General features: G+C 63.3%; 13 protein-coding genes and 1 pseudogene. 4 read left to right on the top strand and 10 right to left on the bottom strand.

The window, feature by feature from the left end:
* The first annotated feature begins 36 nt into the window (after nucleotides 1–36).
* Complete coding sequence (locus EB231_RS00070) at nucleotides 37–1,047, top strand: class I SAM-dependent methyltransferase (RefSeq protein ID WP_172347059.1); 1,011 nt, start codon at nucleotides 37–39, stop codon at nucleotides 1,045–1,047.
* Nucleotides 1,048–1,064: 17 nt separating this feature from the next.
* On the opposite strand, the gene EB231_RS00065 is transcribed toward EB231_RS00070, so the two are convergent.
* From EB231_RS00065 to fabA, 4 genes are all read right to left on the bottom strand, one after another.
* Entirely contained in the window at nucleotides 1,065–2,609 is a 1,545-nt protein-coding gene (locus EB231_RS00065; RefSeq protein WP_172347058.1) for a putative bifunctional diguanylate cyclase/phosphodiesterase, read from the bottom strand.
* A gap of 175 nt (nucleotides 2,610–2,784) precedes the next feature.
* On the bottom strand, nucleotides 2,785–3,588 hold the full coding sequence (gene fabI, locus EB231_RS00060; protein WP_056569944.1) for an enoyl-ACP reductase FabI: 804 nt from the start codon (nucleotides 3,586–3,588) through the stop codon (nucleotides 2,785–2,787).
* Nucleotides 3,589–3,619: 31 nt separating this feature from the next.
* Nucleotides 3,620–4,840, bottom strand: a complete 1,221-nt coding sequence (gene fabB / locus EB231_RS00055; protein ID WP_172347057.1) for a beta-ketoacyl-ACP synthase I — start codon at nucleotides 4,838–4,840, stop codon at nucleotides 3,620–3,622.
* A gap of 48 nt (nucleotides 4,841–4,888) precedes the next feature.
* Entirely contained in the window at nucleotides 4,889–5,404 is a 516-nt protein-coding gene (gene fabA, locus EB231_RS00050; RefSeq protein ID WP_172347056.1) for a 3-hydroxyacyl-[acyl-carrier-protein] dehydratase FabA, read from the bottom strand.
* A gap of 242 nt (nucleotides 5,405–5,646) precedes the next feature.
* Between fabA and irrA the strand changes: the two genes are divergently transcribed.
* Together irrA and EB231_RS35590 are read left to right on the top strand one after the other, a co-directional pair.
* On the top strand, nucleotides 5,647–6,078 hold the full coding sequence (gene irrA, locus EB231_RS00045; RefSeq protein WP_172347055.1) for an iron response transcriptional regulator IrrA: 432 nt from the start codon (nucleotides 5,647–5,649) through the stop codon (nucleotides 6,076–6,078).
* Between the two features lie 78 nt (nucleotides 6,079–6,156).
* A pseudogene (locus tag EB231_RS35590) lies at nucleotides 6,157–6,207 on the top strand (hypothetical protein); the annotation flags it as partial.
* Between the two features lie 75 nt (nucleotides 6,208–6,282).
* Here EB231_RS35590 and EB231_RS00035 read toward each other — a convergent pair.
* The gene (locus EB231_RS00035; RefSeq protein WP_172347054.1) at nucleotides 6,283–6,843 is read right to left on the bottom strand and encodes an SH3 domain-containing protein; all 561 of its coding nucleotides are present in this window, start codon (nucleotides 6,841–6,843) and stop codon (nucleotides 6,283–6,285) included.
* A 148-nt stretch (nucleotides 6,844–6,991) separates the two neighbouring features.
* Here EB231_RS00035 and EB231_RS00030 point away from each other — a divergent pair, with 148 nt between their 5' ends.
* Entirely contained in the window at nucleotides 6,992–7,993 is a 1,002-nt protein-coding gene (locus EB231_RS00030; protein WP_172347053.1) for a 2-hydroxyacid dehydrogenase, read from the top strand.
* Nucleotides 7,994–8,025: 32 nt separating this feature from the next.
* Here the strand turns inward: EB231_RS00030 and EB231_RS00025 are convergent, their stop codons facing one another.
* The 5 genes from EB231_RS00025 to dnaA all read right to left on the bottom strand — a co-directional run bounded on the left by EB231_RS00025 (nucleotide 8,026) and on the right by dnaA (nucleotide 13,415).
* Nucleotides 8,026–8,502: a GNAT family N-acetyltransferase gene (locus EB231_RS00025; protein ID WP_172347052.1), complete on the bottom strand. Its 477-nt coding sequence runs from the start codon at nucleotides 8,500–8,502 to the stop codon at nucleotides 8,026–8,028.
* Nucleotides 8,503–8,516: 14 nt separating this feature from the next.
* Nucleotides 8,517–9,269: a molybdopterin-synthase adenylyltransferase MoeB gene (locus EB231_RS00020; RefSeq protein ID WP_172347051.1), complete on the bottom strand. Its 753-nt coding sequence runs from the start codon at nucleotides 9,267–9,269 to the stop codon at nucleotides 8,517–8,519.
* Nucleotides 9,270–9,300: 31 nt separating this feature from the next.
* Nucleotides 9,301–10,440 carry a DNA replication/repair protein RecF gene (recF, locus tag EB231_RS00015; protein WP_172347050.1) on the bottom strand — a complete coding sequence of 380 codons (1,140 nt, stop codon included), beginning with the start codon at nucleotides 10,438–10,440 and terminating at the stop codon, nucleotides 9,301–9,303.
* Nucleotides 10,441–10,518: 78 nt separating this feature from the next.
* Entirely contained in the window at nucleotides 10,519–11,637 is a 1,119-nt protein-coding gene (gene dnaN / locus EB231_RS00010) for a DNA polymerase III subunit beta (protein WP_010913340.1), read from the bottom strand.
* A 305-nt stretch (nucleotides 11,638–11,942) separates the two neighbouring features.
* The gene (dnaA, locus tag EB231_RS00005; RefSeq protein WP_445299295.1) at nucleotides 11,943–13,415 is read right to left on the bottom strand and encodes a chromosomal replication initiator protein DnaA; all 1,473 of its coding nucleotides are present in this window, start codon (nucleotides 13,413–13,415) and stop codon (nucleotides 11,943–11,945) included.
* Between the last annotated feature and the right edge of the window lie 72 nt (nucleotides 13,416–13,487).

The raw sequence follows: 13,487 nt of genomic DNA, 5'->3' as shown, positions 1-13,487 counted from the left end.
CCACAGGAATTGCGTAAGACCATGGGGAACACGGCTATGCCCGCTGAAGCGCTGAAGACGCTTTTCCATCCGTTCGAGGCCGAGGCTATTGCCTTGCCGGGAAAGGGCGAGCGCATCCTCTTCCTCGGCGCCGAGCCCGGCCTGCGCTCACCACCTGGCTTCGAGGCCTCGCTGCATCTCGTACAGGGCTTCCGGCCGCATTTCCGCGCGTTGCAGGCGGCGGGTTTCACGGTCACGCCGCAACCGGTGGGTGACGGTTTTGATGCCGCCCTGGTGCTCGCTGGCCGCCATCGCGGCCAGAACGAACTGCGTATCGCCGAGGCTCTCGAGCGCGTGGTGCCGGGCGGACTGGTCATCATCGCCGGCGGCAAGGACGAGGGGGTTGCCAGCCTGCGCAAGCGCGTCGACGAGTTCGTGTCCCTCGACGGGCATATGCCGAAATATCACGGCATTGCCTTCTGGCTGCGCCGTCCGGCGGATATGCGAGCTGCCGCGGCGTTTCGGGCCGCCAACCCCACCTTGCTGGTCGAGGACCGGTTCCGCACCGCACCCGGCATGTTTTCCTTCGATCGCGTCGATGCGGGTTCGAAACTGCTGGTCGACAATTTGCCCGGCGATCTGCGTGGCAATGCGGCCGATTTCTGCGCCGGCTGGGGCTATGTGGCGGCTGAAATGGCTGCCCGTTCGCCGGGCTTGTCGGCGCTCGACCTTTACGAGGCGGATTTCGATGCCCTGGAGGCTGCCAAGGGAAACCTCGGCAGCACCGTGGCGCAAGGCTTCTTTTGGACGGATCTGCTCGCCGAGCCTGTCGAGCGCCGCTATGACGTCATCGCCATGAACCCGCCCTTTCATCGCAGCCGTGCGGCGGAGCCGGAGATCGGTGCCGGCATGATCCGCGCGGCAGCCAAGGCGCTCAAGCCCGGCGGCAGGCTGGTCATGGTCGCCAACCGCCAGCTTCCATACGAGCCGGTGCTGTCGGCCGCCTTTGCCAGCCACGCCGAGCTTGCCCGCGACGGCATGTTCAAGGTGTTTGTCGCGCGTCGCTGAAACGATGCGTATCGCGTTCAGTGCAGATTGGCGACGCGTCGGACCTCTTCCGTGGCTTGCCCGCCACCAAGGCTGATCTTGAGTGGCGCCGGCCGGCCGAACAGGTAACCTTGCACCACCTCGCAGCCGGCCGCCCGCAGCAGCGTTGCCTGGCTCTCGGTCTCGACGCCTTCGGCAATGATGCTGACGCCAAGCGCACGCGAAAGCCCGACAATGGTCGAGACGACGGCGCCGGAGCTGGAATCGGTATCGATGCGGCTGACGAAGGAGCGGTCGATCTTCAGCTTGCCGAACGAGAAATCGATCAGATAGCTGAGGTTCGAATAGCCGGTGCCGAAATCATCGACGGCAACGGAGATGCCCATTTCGGCAAGCTCTTTCAGGATGGCGGCAGCGCGATCGCGATCCTGCATCATCGCCGTCTCGGTGACCTCCAGCTCCAGCCGCGACGGTTTGATGCCGGTGGCCCGCATCGTGTCGCGCACGATGCCGACGAAATCCTTGGTCATGAACTGGACCGGCGAAATGTTGACCGCGACGAAACAGTCGTCTGGCAAATGTCGGGCGTCGTTGCAGGCTTTGCGCAGGACCCATTCGCCGATCGGGTTGATCATTCCGGTTTCCTCGGCGATCTGGATGAACTCCATGGGCGGGATCATGCCTCGTTCAGGATGGTTCCAGCGGATCAACGCTTCATAGCCGACGATGCGGCCGCTCGGCAGGTCGAGCTGTGGCTGATAGTGGAGGTCGAAATCGCCACGTTCGAAAGCCGTGTGCAGCTCGGATTCCACCCATTGGCGATAATCGGCGACTCGTCCCATCTCGCTGTCGAATACCGACCAGTTGCCGACGCCGCTGGCGCGCGCATGCTGCAGCGCCAGGTTGGACCGGCGCAGGATAAGGACCGGATCGACGCCATCCTTGGGCATGGCCACGATGCCCACGGACAGGCTCACCGATTGCTGATGGCTGCTGAGTTCATAGGGCTCCATCATCTCGTCGATGAGCCGCTCGATCATGCCCTCCATCGTCCCTTGGATCTGGTGATCCGGTAGCAATATTGCGAACTCCCCGGCCCCGATGCGCCCGATCAGGGCGCGTGCGGGCACGCTGTCTTGCAGCCGCTTGGTGAAGGCGCGGATCAACTCGTCGCCCTGGCTATAGCCAATCGCATCGTTGACCTGCTTGAACCGGTCGATGTCGATGTCGATCAGGAACACCGGTTCCCCGGTCCGGCTTGTCACGCATGCCGCCTCGGCGATCTTGCCGACCATCGCCGGTCGCGCCAGAAGTCCCGTCAGCTTGTCGAAATGGGTTTCGTTGAAAACGAAATCCGCCGATTCATCGACGCCGGCGAAGAAGGACATTGCCGCCACCGATGCCGCGAGCGCGCAAAGCGCAGCCATGATCGCGACCATCATGTCCACCGATATGCCGGCAAACTCAGCGCCGAGACCGTGCTTCAGACCCCAGATGCCGAGGACGAAACTGCCAATCCCCGAACTCGCTATCGTGAGCAGTCGGAACACCGGTGTTCGCTTCGGGTTGCTGACGGCAGGCATTCAAAGGTCCCCAGATTGCGGGCCTCTATAGCGGAAATCCTCTTAAAATGAGTTTCCGCGAATGCATCCAATTTTACTGGAGAGGATTATTTCTTTACTGGAAAAGGACCATTCCTGCGAAACGGCTCCATCCATGTTGCCCGAAACGTGTCGCCTTGACCCGTTCCAGTACTCGTTAGCCATCCGTCTGCTTCAACTCATCGAGCGTCGGCATCGATACGATGTGATAGCCGGAATCGACATAGTGGATTTCACCGGTGACCCCGGAAGCCAGGTCGGACAGCAAATAAAGCGCCGAGCCGCCGACCTCGTCGATGGTCACGGTACGGCGCAGCGGCGAGTTGCGCTGCTGGTAGGAGAACATGTGGCGGGCGTCCGAAATGCCGGCGCCGGCGAGCGTGCGCACCGGCCCCGCCGAGATGCCGTTCACCCGGATGCCGCGCGGACCATAGTCATTGGCGAGATAACGCACGCTGGCCTCGAGGCCGGCCTTGGCGACGCCCATGACATTGTAGTTCGGCATGACGCGGACCGAACCGGCATAGGTCAGCGTGATCATCGAGCCGCCCTGCGTCATCAATGGCGCGGCATTGCGGGCGACTTCGGTGAAGGAATAGCAGGAGATCACCATGGTGCGGACGAAGTTGTCGCGGCTGGTGTCGGCGTAAAGGCCCTTCAGCTCATTCTTGTCGGAAAAGCCGATGGCATGGACGACGAAATCCAGCCCGCCCCAGGCATTGCCAAGCGTCTCGAACGTGGCGGTGACCGAAGCGCTGTCCTCGACATCGCAGGGAACGACCAGCGACGCGCCCAGCCTGTCGGCGAGCGGCTTGACCCGGCGGCCGAAGGCCTCGCCCTGGTAGGTGAAGGCGAGCTCCGCCCCATGTTCGGACAATTTCTGAGCGATGCCCCAGGCGATCGAATGATCGTTGGCGACACCCATGACAAGCCCGCGCTTGCCCTTCATCAATCCGTCCATGTCAGGCAATCCTTTTAGAAAAGCGCTAGCCTTATGCGGAATAGCGCTGGAAAACGAGCGTCGCGTTGGTGCCGCCGAAACCGAAGGAATTTGACAGGACGGTGTCGATCTTGGCGTTGTCGATGCGCTTTCGCACAATCGGCATGCCCTCGAATTCAGGGTCGAGCGTTTCGATATGGGCGCTCTCGCCGATAAAGCCGCCTTGCATCATCAGGATCGAATAGATGGATTCCTGCACGCCAGCCGCGCCCAGCGAATGGCCGGTCAGCGATTTCGTCGAGGTGATGAACGGCATCTTCTCGCCGAACACCTCGCGGATGGCGCCCATTTCCTTGGAATCACCCACCGGCGTCGAGGTGCCGTGGGTGTTGATGTAATCGATTGGCGTGGAAACCGTCGCCAGCGCCTGGCGCATGCAGCGGACCGCGCCTTCGCCGGAAGGCGCGACCATGTCGTAGCCGTCCGAGGTCGCGCCGTAGCCGACGATCTCGGCATAGATCTTGGCGCCGCGCGCCTTGGCATGTTCCAGTTCTTCCAGAACCAGCACGCCGGCGCCGCCCGCGATGACGAAACCGTCGCGATTGACGTCATACGCGCGGGATGCGGCCGATGCCTTGTCGTTGAACTTCGACGACATGGCGCCCATGGCGTCGAACAGGTCCGACATGGTCCAGTCGAGATCCTCGTGGCCGCCGGCAAAGACGATATCCTGCTTGCCCCACTGGATCAGTTCGTAGCCATTGCCGATGCAATGCGCCGAGGTCGAGCAGGCCGATGAGATCGAATAGTTGACGCCGTGGATCTTGAACCATGTGGCCAGCGTCGCCGACGCGGTCGACGACATCGCCTTTGGCACCGCGAACGGGCCGATGCGCTTGGGGCTACCATTCTTGAGCGTGGTTTCGGCCGCCTCGACAATGGTACGGGTGGAGGGGCCGCCCGAGCCCATGACGATGCCGGTGCGCTCGTTGGTGACGTCGCTTTCGCTCAAGGCGGCATCCGCGATCGCCTGATCCATGGCGACGTGGTTCCAGGCCGCACCTTGGCTCAGGAAGCGCATCGCGCGACGATCGATCATGGCGGACGGGTCGAGTGTAGGTGCGCCCCAGACCTGGCAGCGGAAGCCATGTTCGGCGAAGGAATCGGAAAAGCTGATGCCGGATCTGGCGTCATGCAGCGAGGTCTGCACCTCGTTGGCATTGTTGCCGATCGACGACACGATGCCGAGGCCTGTGACTACGACACGTCTCATTCGCAACTCCTTCCAGGGATGCTGGCCAGTGGTCGGCCAGGATTGCGGTCAAGCGACCGCCGACTGCTTGGACAGACCGACCTTCAGGTCGGTAGCCGCATATATGGGCTCGCCATCCGCCTTCATCCAGCCATCGGCGATGCCGAGTACCAGTCGGCCACGCATCACGCGCTTGAAATCCACGCCATACTCGACCTTTTTGACCGATGGGGTGACCATGCCCTTGAACTTGACCTCACCGGTCGACAGCGCCATTCCCTTGCCGGGTTCGCCGAGCCAGCCGAGATAGAAGCCGGTCAACTGCCACAAGGCGTCGAGGCCGAGACATCCTGGCATGATCGGATTGCCGATGAAATGGCAGGCAAAGAACCACAGGTCCGGCTTGATGTCGAACTCGGCGCGGATGAAGCCCTTGTCGAAGGCGCCGCCCGTCTCGCTGATTTCGGTGATGCGGTCGAACATCAGCATGGGCGGGTAGGGCAACTGGGCATTGCCCTCACCGAACAGTTCGCCGCGGGCGCAGGCCAGCAATTCTTCGTAGTCGTAGCTGGATTTATCCGCCATCAATCTCGTCCCCATATCGTCCGGGCGGTAGCGCGCCCTTGTCGTCGGTGTCCTAACACAATCTGTTTCAGGCCGGAAACCGGCGTTTGCGCTTAACCCGCCAGTCTGCCCGGGTCAATGCGCGCTATTGATCGCATTCGGACGACAGAATATATGTCAACAGGGGTCCGGTTTCGGCAGACGTTCATTTTTTTGCCATTCTGGGCGTGTCTTGAAGCGGGACTGCAAGCTTGGAAGACCAGATGGACCGGGGCTGCCGGAAGGAAAATGTCGCTGTGGACAAGCGGGTGCGTGAAGCCGGCCTGAGGCCGACGCGCCAGCGTATTGCGCTGGCCGACCTGCTTTTTGCCAAGGGCGACCGCCATTTGTCGGCCGAGGAGTTGCACGAGGAAGCGCTGGCCGCCGGCGTGCCGGTGTCGCTGGCCACGGTGTACAACGCGCTCCACCAGTTCACCCAGGCGGGACTGCTGCGAATCCTGGCCGTCGAGGGCGCCAAGACCTATTTCGACACCAACACCTCGGACCACCACCATTTCTACATCGAAGGCGAGAACCGGATTTTCGACATTGCCAGCGGCCCTGTGACGGTCACCAACCTGCCGGACCCGCCCGAGGGCATGGAAATCGCCAATGTCGATATCGTGGTGAGATTGCGCCCCAAGCGCCAGGAATGAGCGGCAAGACCAGAACAATCGACCAGGTCGGAATAATCGGCAAGGGACGAAACCCCTCGACCTGACAATCCGGCTCGAATCGGCTGTCGTGCGGCCGTCTGGATCGCCCACATCGCCATCGACCGCGCATTGGGCTATGGCCTGAAACCGTCAACCGGCCTTCAGGATCCCATCTCGGCCGTATCGGGCACGAACGGAACGACCTCAGTCCTTGACCCGCTCGCCGGGATAGGCGCCCCAGACCGCCGCCTGGGCGAGCCAGCCAGTATGGCCGTCGAGCGTCATTTCGCACCATTGGCCGTCGCAGGACTTGATCGTGCCCATGACGCCCGGCTCGATGATCGCCACCACGCTGGCATCCTTGTCGGGGCTGCGCAGAAGATTGATCTGGGCGCCCTTGCCGCGCTGCCAGGGCGCGATGATCGCGGTGCGCCGGCCTGACAGCAGCGACTGGTTGATCCAGCCTTCCGAACCGTCGGCATCGCGCACGCGGCGCCACGTATCGAACTCCTGGATGATCTCCATCGGCAGCCCTGCCTTCATATACATCCAGTCGACCGAATAATTGGCGCCGGGGCCGACGCGCGAGTTGACGCGTCCGGATTTCAGGCTGACGAATCGCGGCAATGGCAGGCCGCTCGGCCCGAGCGTGACGGCGCTCTGGGCTGGTGCGGCCGCGCTCTGCGCCGCGGCGAGCGGGGAATAGAGGAGAGCGCCGAGAAATGCTGCGCTGAGGGTCAGGCGAAGCGACGCGAAACCAGACACTTTCGTTCCTTTCGGCGCTGGCCCGGTGACCTCTGCGCCCCTTTTTCTTTGTCTTCGGCGGCACCGCTTGTTACATGGGTAAATCGGCTACCGCGACCGGCTTTCAGTTTCGCCGGTCTTGGTTAAAGAGGTCTCAACGAGGGAAACAATGCCAGGCAAAAAGAAGCCTCTCGTGGTCATCACGCGAAAGCTCCCCGACCCGGTCGAGACCCGCATGCGCGAGCTGTTCGACGCGAGGCTGAATGTCGAGGACAGGCCGATGACGCAGCCGGAACTGGTTGCCGCCGTCAAGGAGGCCGACGTGCTGGTGCCGACGGTGACCGACCAGATCGACGCGGCGCTGATCGCCCAGGCTGGCGACAACCTCAAGCTCATCGCCAATTTCGGCAACGGCGTCGACAAGATCGACGTGGCTGCGGCGGCCAAGAAGGGCATCACCGTCACCAATACGCCCAATGTACTCACCGAAGATACCGCCGACATGACCATGGCGCTGCTGCTGGCGGTGCCGCGCCGGCTCGCGGAAGGCGCCAATGTGCTCACCGGCGACAAGAAATGGGCGGGCTGGTCGCCGACCTGGATGCTTGGCCGGCGCATCTGGGGCAAGCGGCTCGGTATTGTCGGCATGGGGCGCATCGGCACGGCCGTCGCTCGGCGCGCCAAGGCCTTCGGCCTCTCCATCCACTACCACAACCGCCATCGCGTCCTGCCGGCTGTCGAGGACGGGCTTGAGGCGACCTATTGGGAAAGCCTCGACCAGATGCTGGCCCGCATGGACATCATCTCGGTCAATTGTCCGTCGACGCCGGCGACTTTCCATCTTCTGTCGGCACGGCGCTTGGCTCTGCTGCAGCCCACGGCCTATGTCGTGAACACCGCGCGCGGCGACATCATCGACGAGGAAGCGCTGGTCAAGCTGATCCAGGACGGCAAGATCGCCGGGGCCGGCCTCGACGTCTACGAGCACGAGCCGGCGCTCAACGCCAAGCTGCTCAAGCTCGCCGCCAGGAACAAGGTCGTGCTTCTGCCGCATATGGGCTCGGCGACGCTCGAAGGCCGCATCGACATGGGCGAGAAGGTCATCATCAATATCCGGGCATTCGTCGATGGCCACCGCCCGCCGGACCGCGTGCTGCCGCTCAGGACCTGACCGGCTCGCCGTCTTCAAGCGAAAGCTGAAGCTTACGAAAGAGCCTTGCGCATGGTGATCGAGGTCGGCCTGGCGTAGCCGTCATGCGCCGTCCGTTCGGTCTCGTGAAAGCCGAGGCGGGCAAAGGCGGCATGGTTGGAGGTGAGCTCGATCCGTGTCTGTAACTCCAGCGCCGCCTTGCCGTGGTCGAGCGCGAACTGTTCGACCGCCCGCATCAGCCGCCGGCCAATGCCTTGCCCCTGGCGGTCCGGGTCGACGGCGAGCTTGCCGACGTAGAAATCATCTGCCCTTTCAAGAGCAAAGACGCAGCCGACGATCCTGGCGCCGTCGAGGGCCACCAAACCGGTCTCCCGCCCGGCCTTGTCGCGCAGTGTGTCTACGGTGAGCAGGTGAGCAGAGGACGGCGGGTCGATAACGCCGTCCATGAAGGCGAAGGCACGCATGATCAGGGAAAGCACCTCGTCCCAACGATTGAAGGCGATCGAAATGCGGTCGATGGAAAGGGGCATCGTTTGCGTCAAGGTCAGCGCCTGGCGTAGCGGATCGTTTCGAAGCGTGCTGCGAGCGCGTCGTAGAGCAACAGCCTGCCGACAAGCGGCTCGCCGATACCGGTTATCAGCTTGATCGCCTCCATCGCCTGCAGCGTTCCGACGACGCCGGTCAGCGCGCCAAGCACCCCGGCCTCGGCGCATGACGGCACAAGGCCCGGCGGCGGAGCTTCCGGGAAGAGATCGCGATAGCCCGGGTTCGGCTTGCCATCCTTGCCGTTCTCGAATGGCTTCAGCACCGTCACCGAGCCGTCGAAGCGACCGACAGCGGCATGCACCAGCGGTTTGCGCGCGCTCGCGCAGGCATCGGCCACCGTATAACGGGTCTCGAAATTGTCGGAACCGTCGACGACGATGTCATAGCGGGCGACAAGGGCAGGGGCGTTCTCCGCGCTCAGCCGGACTGTGTGGGTCTCGACGGCGGTGTTGGGATTGATGCGGGCGATTGCCGCCTTTGCGCTCTCGGTTTTCAGCATGCCGACCGTATCGGTGCCGTGGATGACCTGGCGTTGCAGATTGGACAGCGACACGGTGTCGTCGTCGATAATGCCGAGCGTGCCAACACCGGCGGCCGCAAGATATTCGAGCACCGGCGCGCCCAGCCCGCCGGCGCCGATCACCAGGACCCGTGCTTGCTTGAGCTTCTGCTGGCCCGCGCCGCCGACCTCTGGCAGCACGATGTGGCGGGCGTAGCGTTCGATTTCGTCGGCGGTAAGCGCAGTGGTCATGTCGGGACCATATAGCGGCTGAAAAACCTTGTCAGGAGCCTTCGGTTGGCCCAACCGTGCCGTGGTCGACGGTCAGGAACTGCGCGCGGCCTTGCAAGCTGGAAAACAGCGCGGCATCGGTTCCCGTCATGAAGGCCTGGCAGTTCAACTCCTCGAGGATCGAAAACAGCGCCGCCCGCCGCCCGCTGTCCAGATGAGCGGCGATCTCGTCGAGCAGCAGGATCGGTGTCAGGCCCGACATCTCGCCGGTCAGCCGGGCATGGGACAGGACGATGCCGACCAGCAGTGCCTTCTGCTCGCCGGTGGAACAGAGTTCGGACGGCATTGCCTTGGGCCTGTGTCTCACCAGGAGATCGGAACGGTGCGGCCCTTCGAGCGTACGTCCGGCGGCACGGTCACGATCGCGGCCATCGGCGAGCGCCCGTCGGAACCGCTCCTCGACATCGACTGCCGGCGCGGCGGAAACCTCGGTTTCCAGATCGCCGGAAAGGCTGATGTCGGCCTGCGGGAACGGTCCCGTGTCGGGCAGCCTGTCGATCATGGCGGCGAGCAGGCGCACCAGTTCGGCGCGCGCCGCAGCAATGGCGACGCCGGTTTCGGCCATCTGTGTCTCGATCGCCTCGAACCAGCGATCGTCCCGAGACCCATCCATCAGCAACCGGTTACGGCCGCGCATCGCTTTTTCGTAGTCGAGCGCCCGCTGCCCATGGCCGGGATCGATTGCCAGCACCAGCCGGTCAAGAAAGCGTCGGCGATCCGCGGCCGGTCCGGTGAACAGCGCATCCATGGCCGGCGTCAGCCACACCACTCGCAGCCATTCCAGCATGTCTTCGGCCGATCTCGCGGTCGCGCCGTTGATGCGAACCCGCCTGCCGCCTTCGCCCTCACCGCCGGAAATGCCCGTGCCGATCTCGACTTGGCCGTCAGGTCCGTCGAGGCGGGCGTGCAGCGCGAAGCCGCCATCGCAGCCCTCGCGTGCGACGTCGGCGTAGGGCGCACGTCGCAGGCCGCGTCCCGGCGTCAGGAAGGAAATTGCTTCGAGGAGGTTGGTCTTGCCGGCGCCATTGTCGCCGGAAAAGACCACGGGCCCCGGGGCGAGATCGATCGTCAGCGCCGCATAGTTGCGAAAATTAGTAAGTGTAAGCTTACTTATATGAGTTTGTGCCGGCAACCGCTATCCGCCTGTAGAAGTCGCCATTGTTATCGCTGCCGGTCCCGCCGCGGAACCGGATCGATGATGCAGCGCCGGCTATACCCGCATCGGCATCAGCACGTAAAGCGCGGTCTCGTCGGCCATGTCGTGGATCAGCGTCGGCGAACCGGCATCGGCCAGCATGAATTTGGCTTCCGTGCCGGTCAACTGCGCGGCGACATCGAGCAGATATTTGGCGTTGAAGCCGATCTCGATCGGGTCGGACGAATAGTCGGCGGCCAGTTCTTCGGTGGCACTGCCTGAATCCGGATTGTTGACCGCAAGCGTCACCTGGCCTTCGCTGATCGAAAGCTTCACCGCGCGGCCGCGTTCGGAGGAGATGGTCGAGACGCGGTCGACCGCGGCGGCAAAACTCTGGCGGTCGAGGATCAGCTTCTTGTCATTGCCGGTCGGAATGACCCGCTGATAATCGGGGAAGGTGCCGTCGATCAGCTTCGAGGTCAGGACCACGCTGCCAATGGTGAAGCGGATCTTGGTGTCGGACAGTTCGGTCGTCACGGCGACATCCGGGTCGTCGACCAGCTTCTGCAGTTCGCTCACCGTCTTGCGCGGAATGATGATGCCGGGCATGCCCTCGGAGCCCGCCGGCGCGTCGATTTCGGCGCGCGCCAAACGGTGGCCGTCGGTCGCCACCGAGCGCAGCTTCAGCTTGCCGCCGACCTCATGCGTGTGCAGGTAGATGCCATTGAGATAGTAGCGCGTCTCCTCGGTGGAAATGGCGAACTGCGTCTTTTCGATCAGCCCCTTCAGGGCAACCGAGTCGAGCCGGAAGATATGCGAGAAGGATCCGGCCGAGAGCTCGGGGAAATCGGATTGCGGCAGGCACTGCAGGCGGAAGCTCGATCGGCCCGACGTCACCGTCATGGCGTTGCCGTCCTCGTCCGTCTTCAGCATCACCTCGGCGCCGTCCGAGAGTTTGCGCACGATGTCGTAGAGCAGGTGCGCCGGAACCGTCGTCGCACCGCCGCGCTCGACCTTGGCGGGCGTCGCTTCCGTCACCTCCAGATCGAGGTCGGTCGCCTTCATTTCGAGGCTGGCGCCCTCGGCGCTGAGCAGCACATTGGACAGGATCGGTATCGTGTTGCGCCGTTCGACCACGCGATGGACGTGGTTGAGCGACTTCAGGAGATTTGACCGTTCCAGGATAACACGCATGACGAAACAGGCTCGCTTGAAAGGATGAGCGGGTCTCCGGCTGGCGGCGCCCCGCGAAAGGTCTGAACAGGCTCAGAATCTGCGTAAACTGACAGGAAAAAGCCAGCAAACGCAAGCCCGCGCCGCCGGTTCCGGCCGGCTGCGCGGGCTTTCTGGGGATAAAGGCCGCGAAGACCGCCGGGCAGGGTGCTGAATCGGGAATCCGGATCGTCGCCAGCCAGTGCCGCGAGCCCATTTCAGCGAGGCCACGGAGCGGCCAAGCCATTGAATTCCGGTGCGGTTCTGGCTTGCCTGTCTTGGTCCGATCAGGCTTGATCGTTGATCAAGCGTCGCAGCAGCTCAAGTTCCTGCGCCAGCGTGTTGTCGTTGCCGGACAGGTCCTCGATCTTGCGCACGGCGTGCAGCACCGTTGTGTGGTCACGGCCGCCAAAGCGCCGTCCGATTTCGGGCAGCGAGCGCGGCGTCATCACCTTCGACAGGTACATTGCGACCTGTCGCGGCTTGACGATGGTGCGCGTGCGCCGGTTGGACAGCAACTCCGTCTTCGAGACATTGTAGTGGCGCGCCACGATGCGCTGGATGTCCTCGATGCGAACCCGCTTCGGCTCGCCGGTGCGATAGATATGGCCGAGGATCTCGTCGATGCGGTCGATGGTGATCTGCGGCTCGAACGACTGGCGGAACAGCAGCTGATTGAACGCCCCCTCCAGTTCGCGTCCGCTGCCGGTCACGGTGCGGGCGACGTGATTGAGGATTTCGTCTGAAATGTCGAGCGACGCGTCGTCAACCCGGGCCGTGGCCAGGCGCAGCTTGAGCATGCCGAGGCGCATGGCGAAATCAGGCGCCGACATTTCGAGCGCGACACCGCCATTGAGGCGCGAGCGGACCCGCGGCTCAAGCGATTCCAGCTCCGACGGCGGCCGGTCGGCGGCGACAACGACTTGCTTGGCGCTGTCGAGCAGCATGTTGATCAAATGGCAGAATTCATGCTGGATCGACTTGCCCTGCAGGAACTGCATGTCGTCGATGATCAACAGGTCGATGTCGCGCAGCTGTTCCTTGAGCGTCAGTGCATTGTTGTCGCGGATCGCCGTGGCGAAGCGCCACATGAAATATTCCGCGGTGAGATAGACGACGCGCGACTTGGGGTTCTGTTTCAGCGATTCCGCCGCGATGGCCTGCAGCAGATGGGTCTTGCCGAGCCCGACAGTCGCGTGAAGGAAAAGCGGATTGAAGCGCACTGCGCTCGACTGCGATTCCGCCACGGCCTTGGCGGCGGCGAAAGCCACCCGGTTCGACGGGCCTTCGATGAAGGAACCGAACGTGTAGCGCGGGTCGAGCGGGGATCCCAGCACATTGTGGCGGAACTCGCTCTCGGTCGCGGCGCCCGGACGCGGCACCGGGGGGCGTTCCACCCTGCCGGGGCTCACGGTGCCCGCGGCCAATGCGGTTTGCGTCTGCCGTGTCATCTTGCGTGCCGGGGCCAAATCCGGTTCCGCATGGTTGCGTCCCTGGCGGGTGGCCGTGCGCACCACGATCTCGATCTTGAGGAGATCGGCATCCTCCTGCTTCCACAGCTCGGAGATGAGGTCGAGATAGTGGCCGTTGATCCACGAGCGCAGGAACGCGGTGGGCACCGAGATGCGGACAATGCCCTTGGATGCCTCCGCGACCTTCATGCGGCCGAACCAGCTCGAATAGACTTCAGCCCCCAGACGCGCCTTCAACTGAGTCTTGACCCGGTCGAACTTCTGTTCCGCGTCGCTGGAGACCGCCATCTCGTTTGCTCCGATCAAAGTTCCAGGAAATGGGAGGTCGCCCGTAAGCTCCCTTTCGATGCCGCTCTGCAT

Origin of the sequence: Mesorhizobium sp. NZP2298 (genome assembly GCF_013170825.1) — a bacterium.
In the GTDB taxonomy this organism is placed as follows: Bacteria; Pseudomonadota; Alphaproteobacteria; order Rhizobiales; family Rhizobiaceae; genus Mesorhizobium.
The sequence above is the reverse complement of the archived record's forward strand: the minus strand, read 5'-3'. Positions and strand labels throughout refer to the sequence as shown.

Excerpts from the sequence above, each read along its gene's own strand:
- fabI (WP_056569944.1), bottom strand. The coding sequence starts at position 3,588 with ATGGACGGATTGATGAAGGGCAAGCGCGGGCTTGTCATGGGTGTCGCC.
- EB231_RS00030 (WP_172347053.1), top strand. The coding sequence starts at position 6,992 with ATGCCAGGCAAAAAGAAGCCTCTCGTGGTCATCACGCGAAAGCTCCCC.
- dnaA (WP_445299295.1), bottom strand. The coding sequence starts at position 13,415 with ATGGCGGTCTCCAGCGACGCGGAACAGAAGTTCGACCGGGTCAAGACT.
- EB231_RS00020 (WP_172347051.1), bottom strand. The coding sequence starts at position 9,269 with ATGACCACTGCGCTTACCGCCGACGAAATCGAACGCTACGCCCGCCAC.
- dnaN (WP_010913340.1), bottom strand. The coding sequence starts at position 11,637 with ATGCGTGTTATCCTGGAACGGTCAAATCTCCTGAAGTCGCTCAACCAC.
- EB231_RS00065 (WP_172347058.1), bottom strand. The coding sequence starts at position 2,609 with ATGCCTGCCGTCAGCAACCCGAAGCGAACACCGGTGTTCCGACTGCTC.
- EB231_RS00070 (WP_172347059.1), top strand. The coding sequence starts at position 37 with ATGCCCGCTGAAGCGCTGAAGACGCTTTTCCATCCGTTCGAGGCCGAG.
- fabA (WP_172347056.1), bottom strand. The coding sequence starts at position 5,404 with ATGGCGGATAAATCCAGCTACGACTACGAAGAATTGCTGGCCTGCGCC.
- fabB (WP_172347057.1), bottom strand. The coding sequence starts at position 4,840 with ATGAGACGTGTCGTAGTCACAGGCCTCGGCATCGTGTCGTCGATCGGC.
- EB231_RS00025 (WP_172347052.1), bottom strand. The coding sequence starts at position 8,502 with ATGCCCCTTTCCATCGACCGCATTTCGATCGCCTTCAATCGTTGGGAC.
- irrA (WP_172347055.1), top strand. The coding sequence starts at position 5,647 with ATGGACCGGGGCTGCCGGAAGGAAAATGTCGCTGTGGACAAGCGGGTG.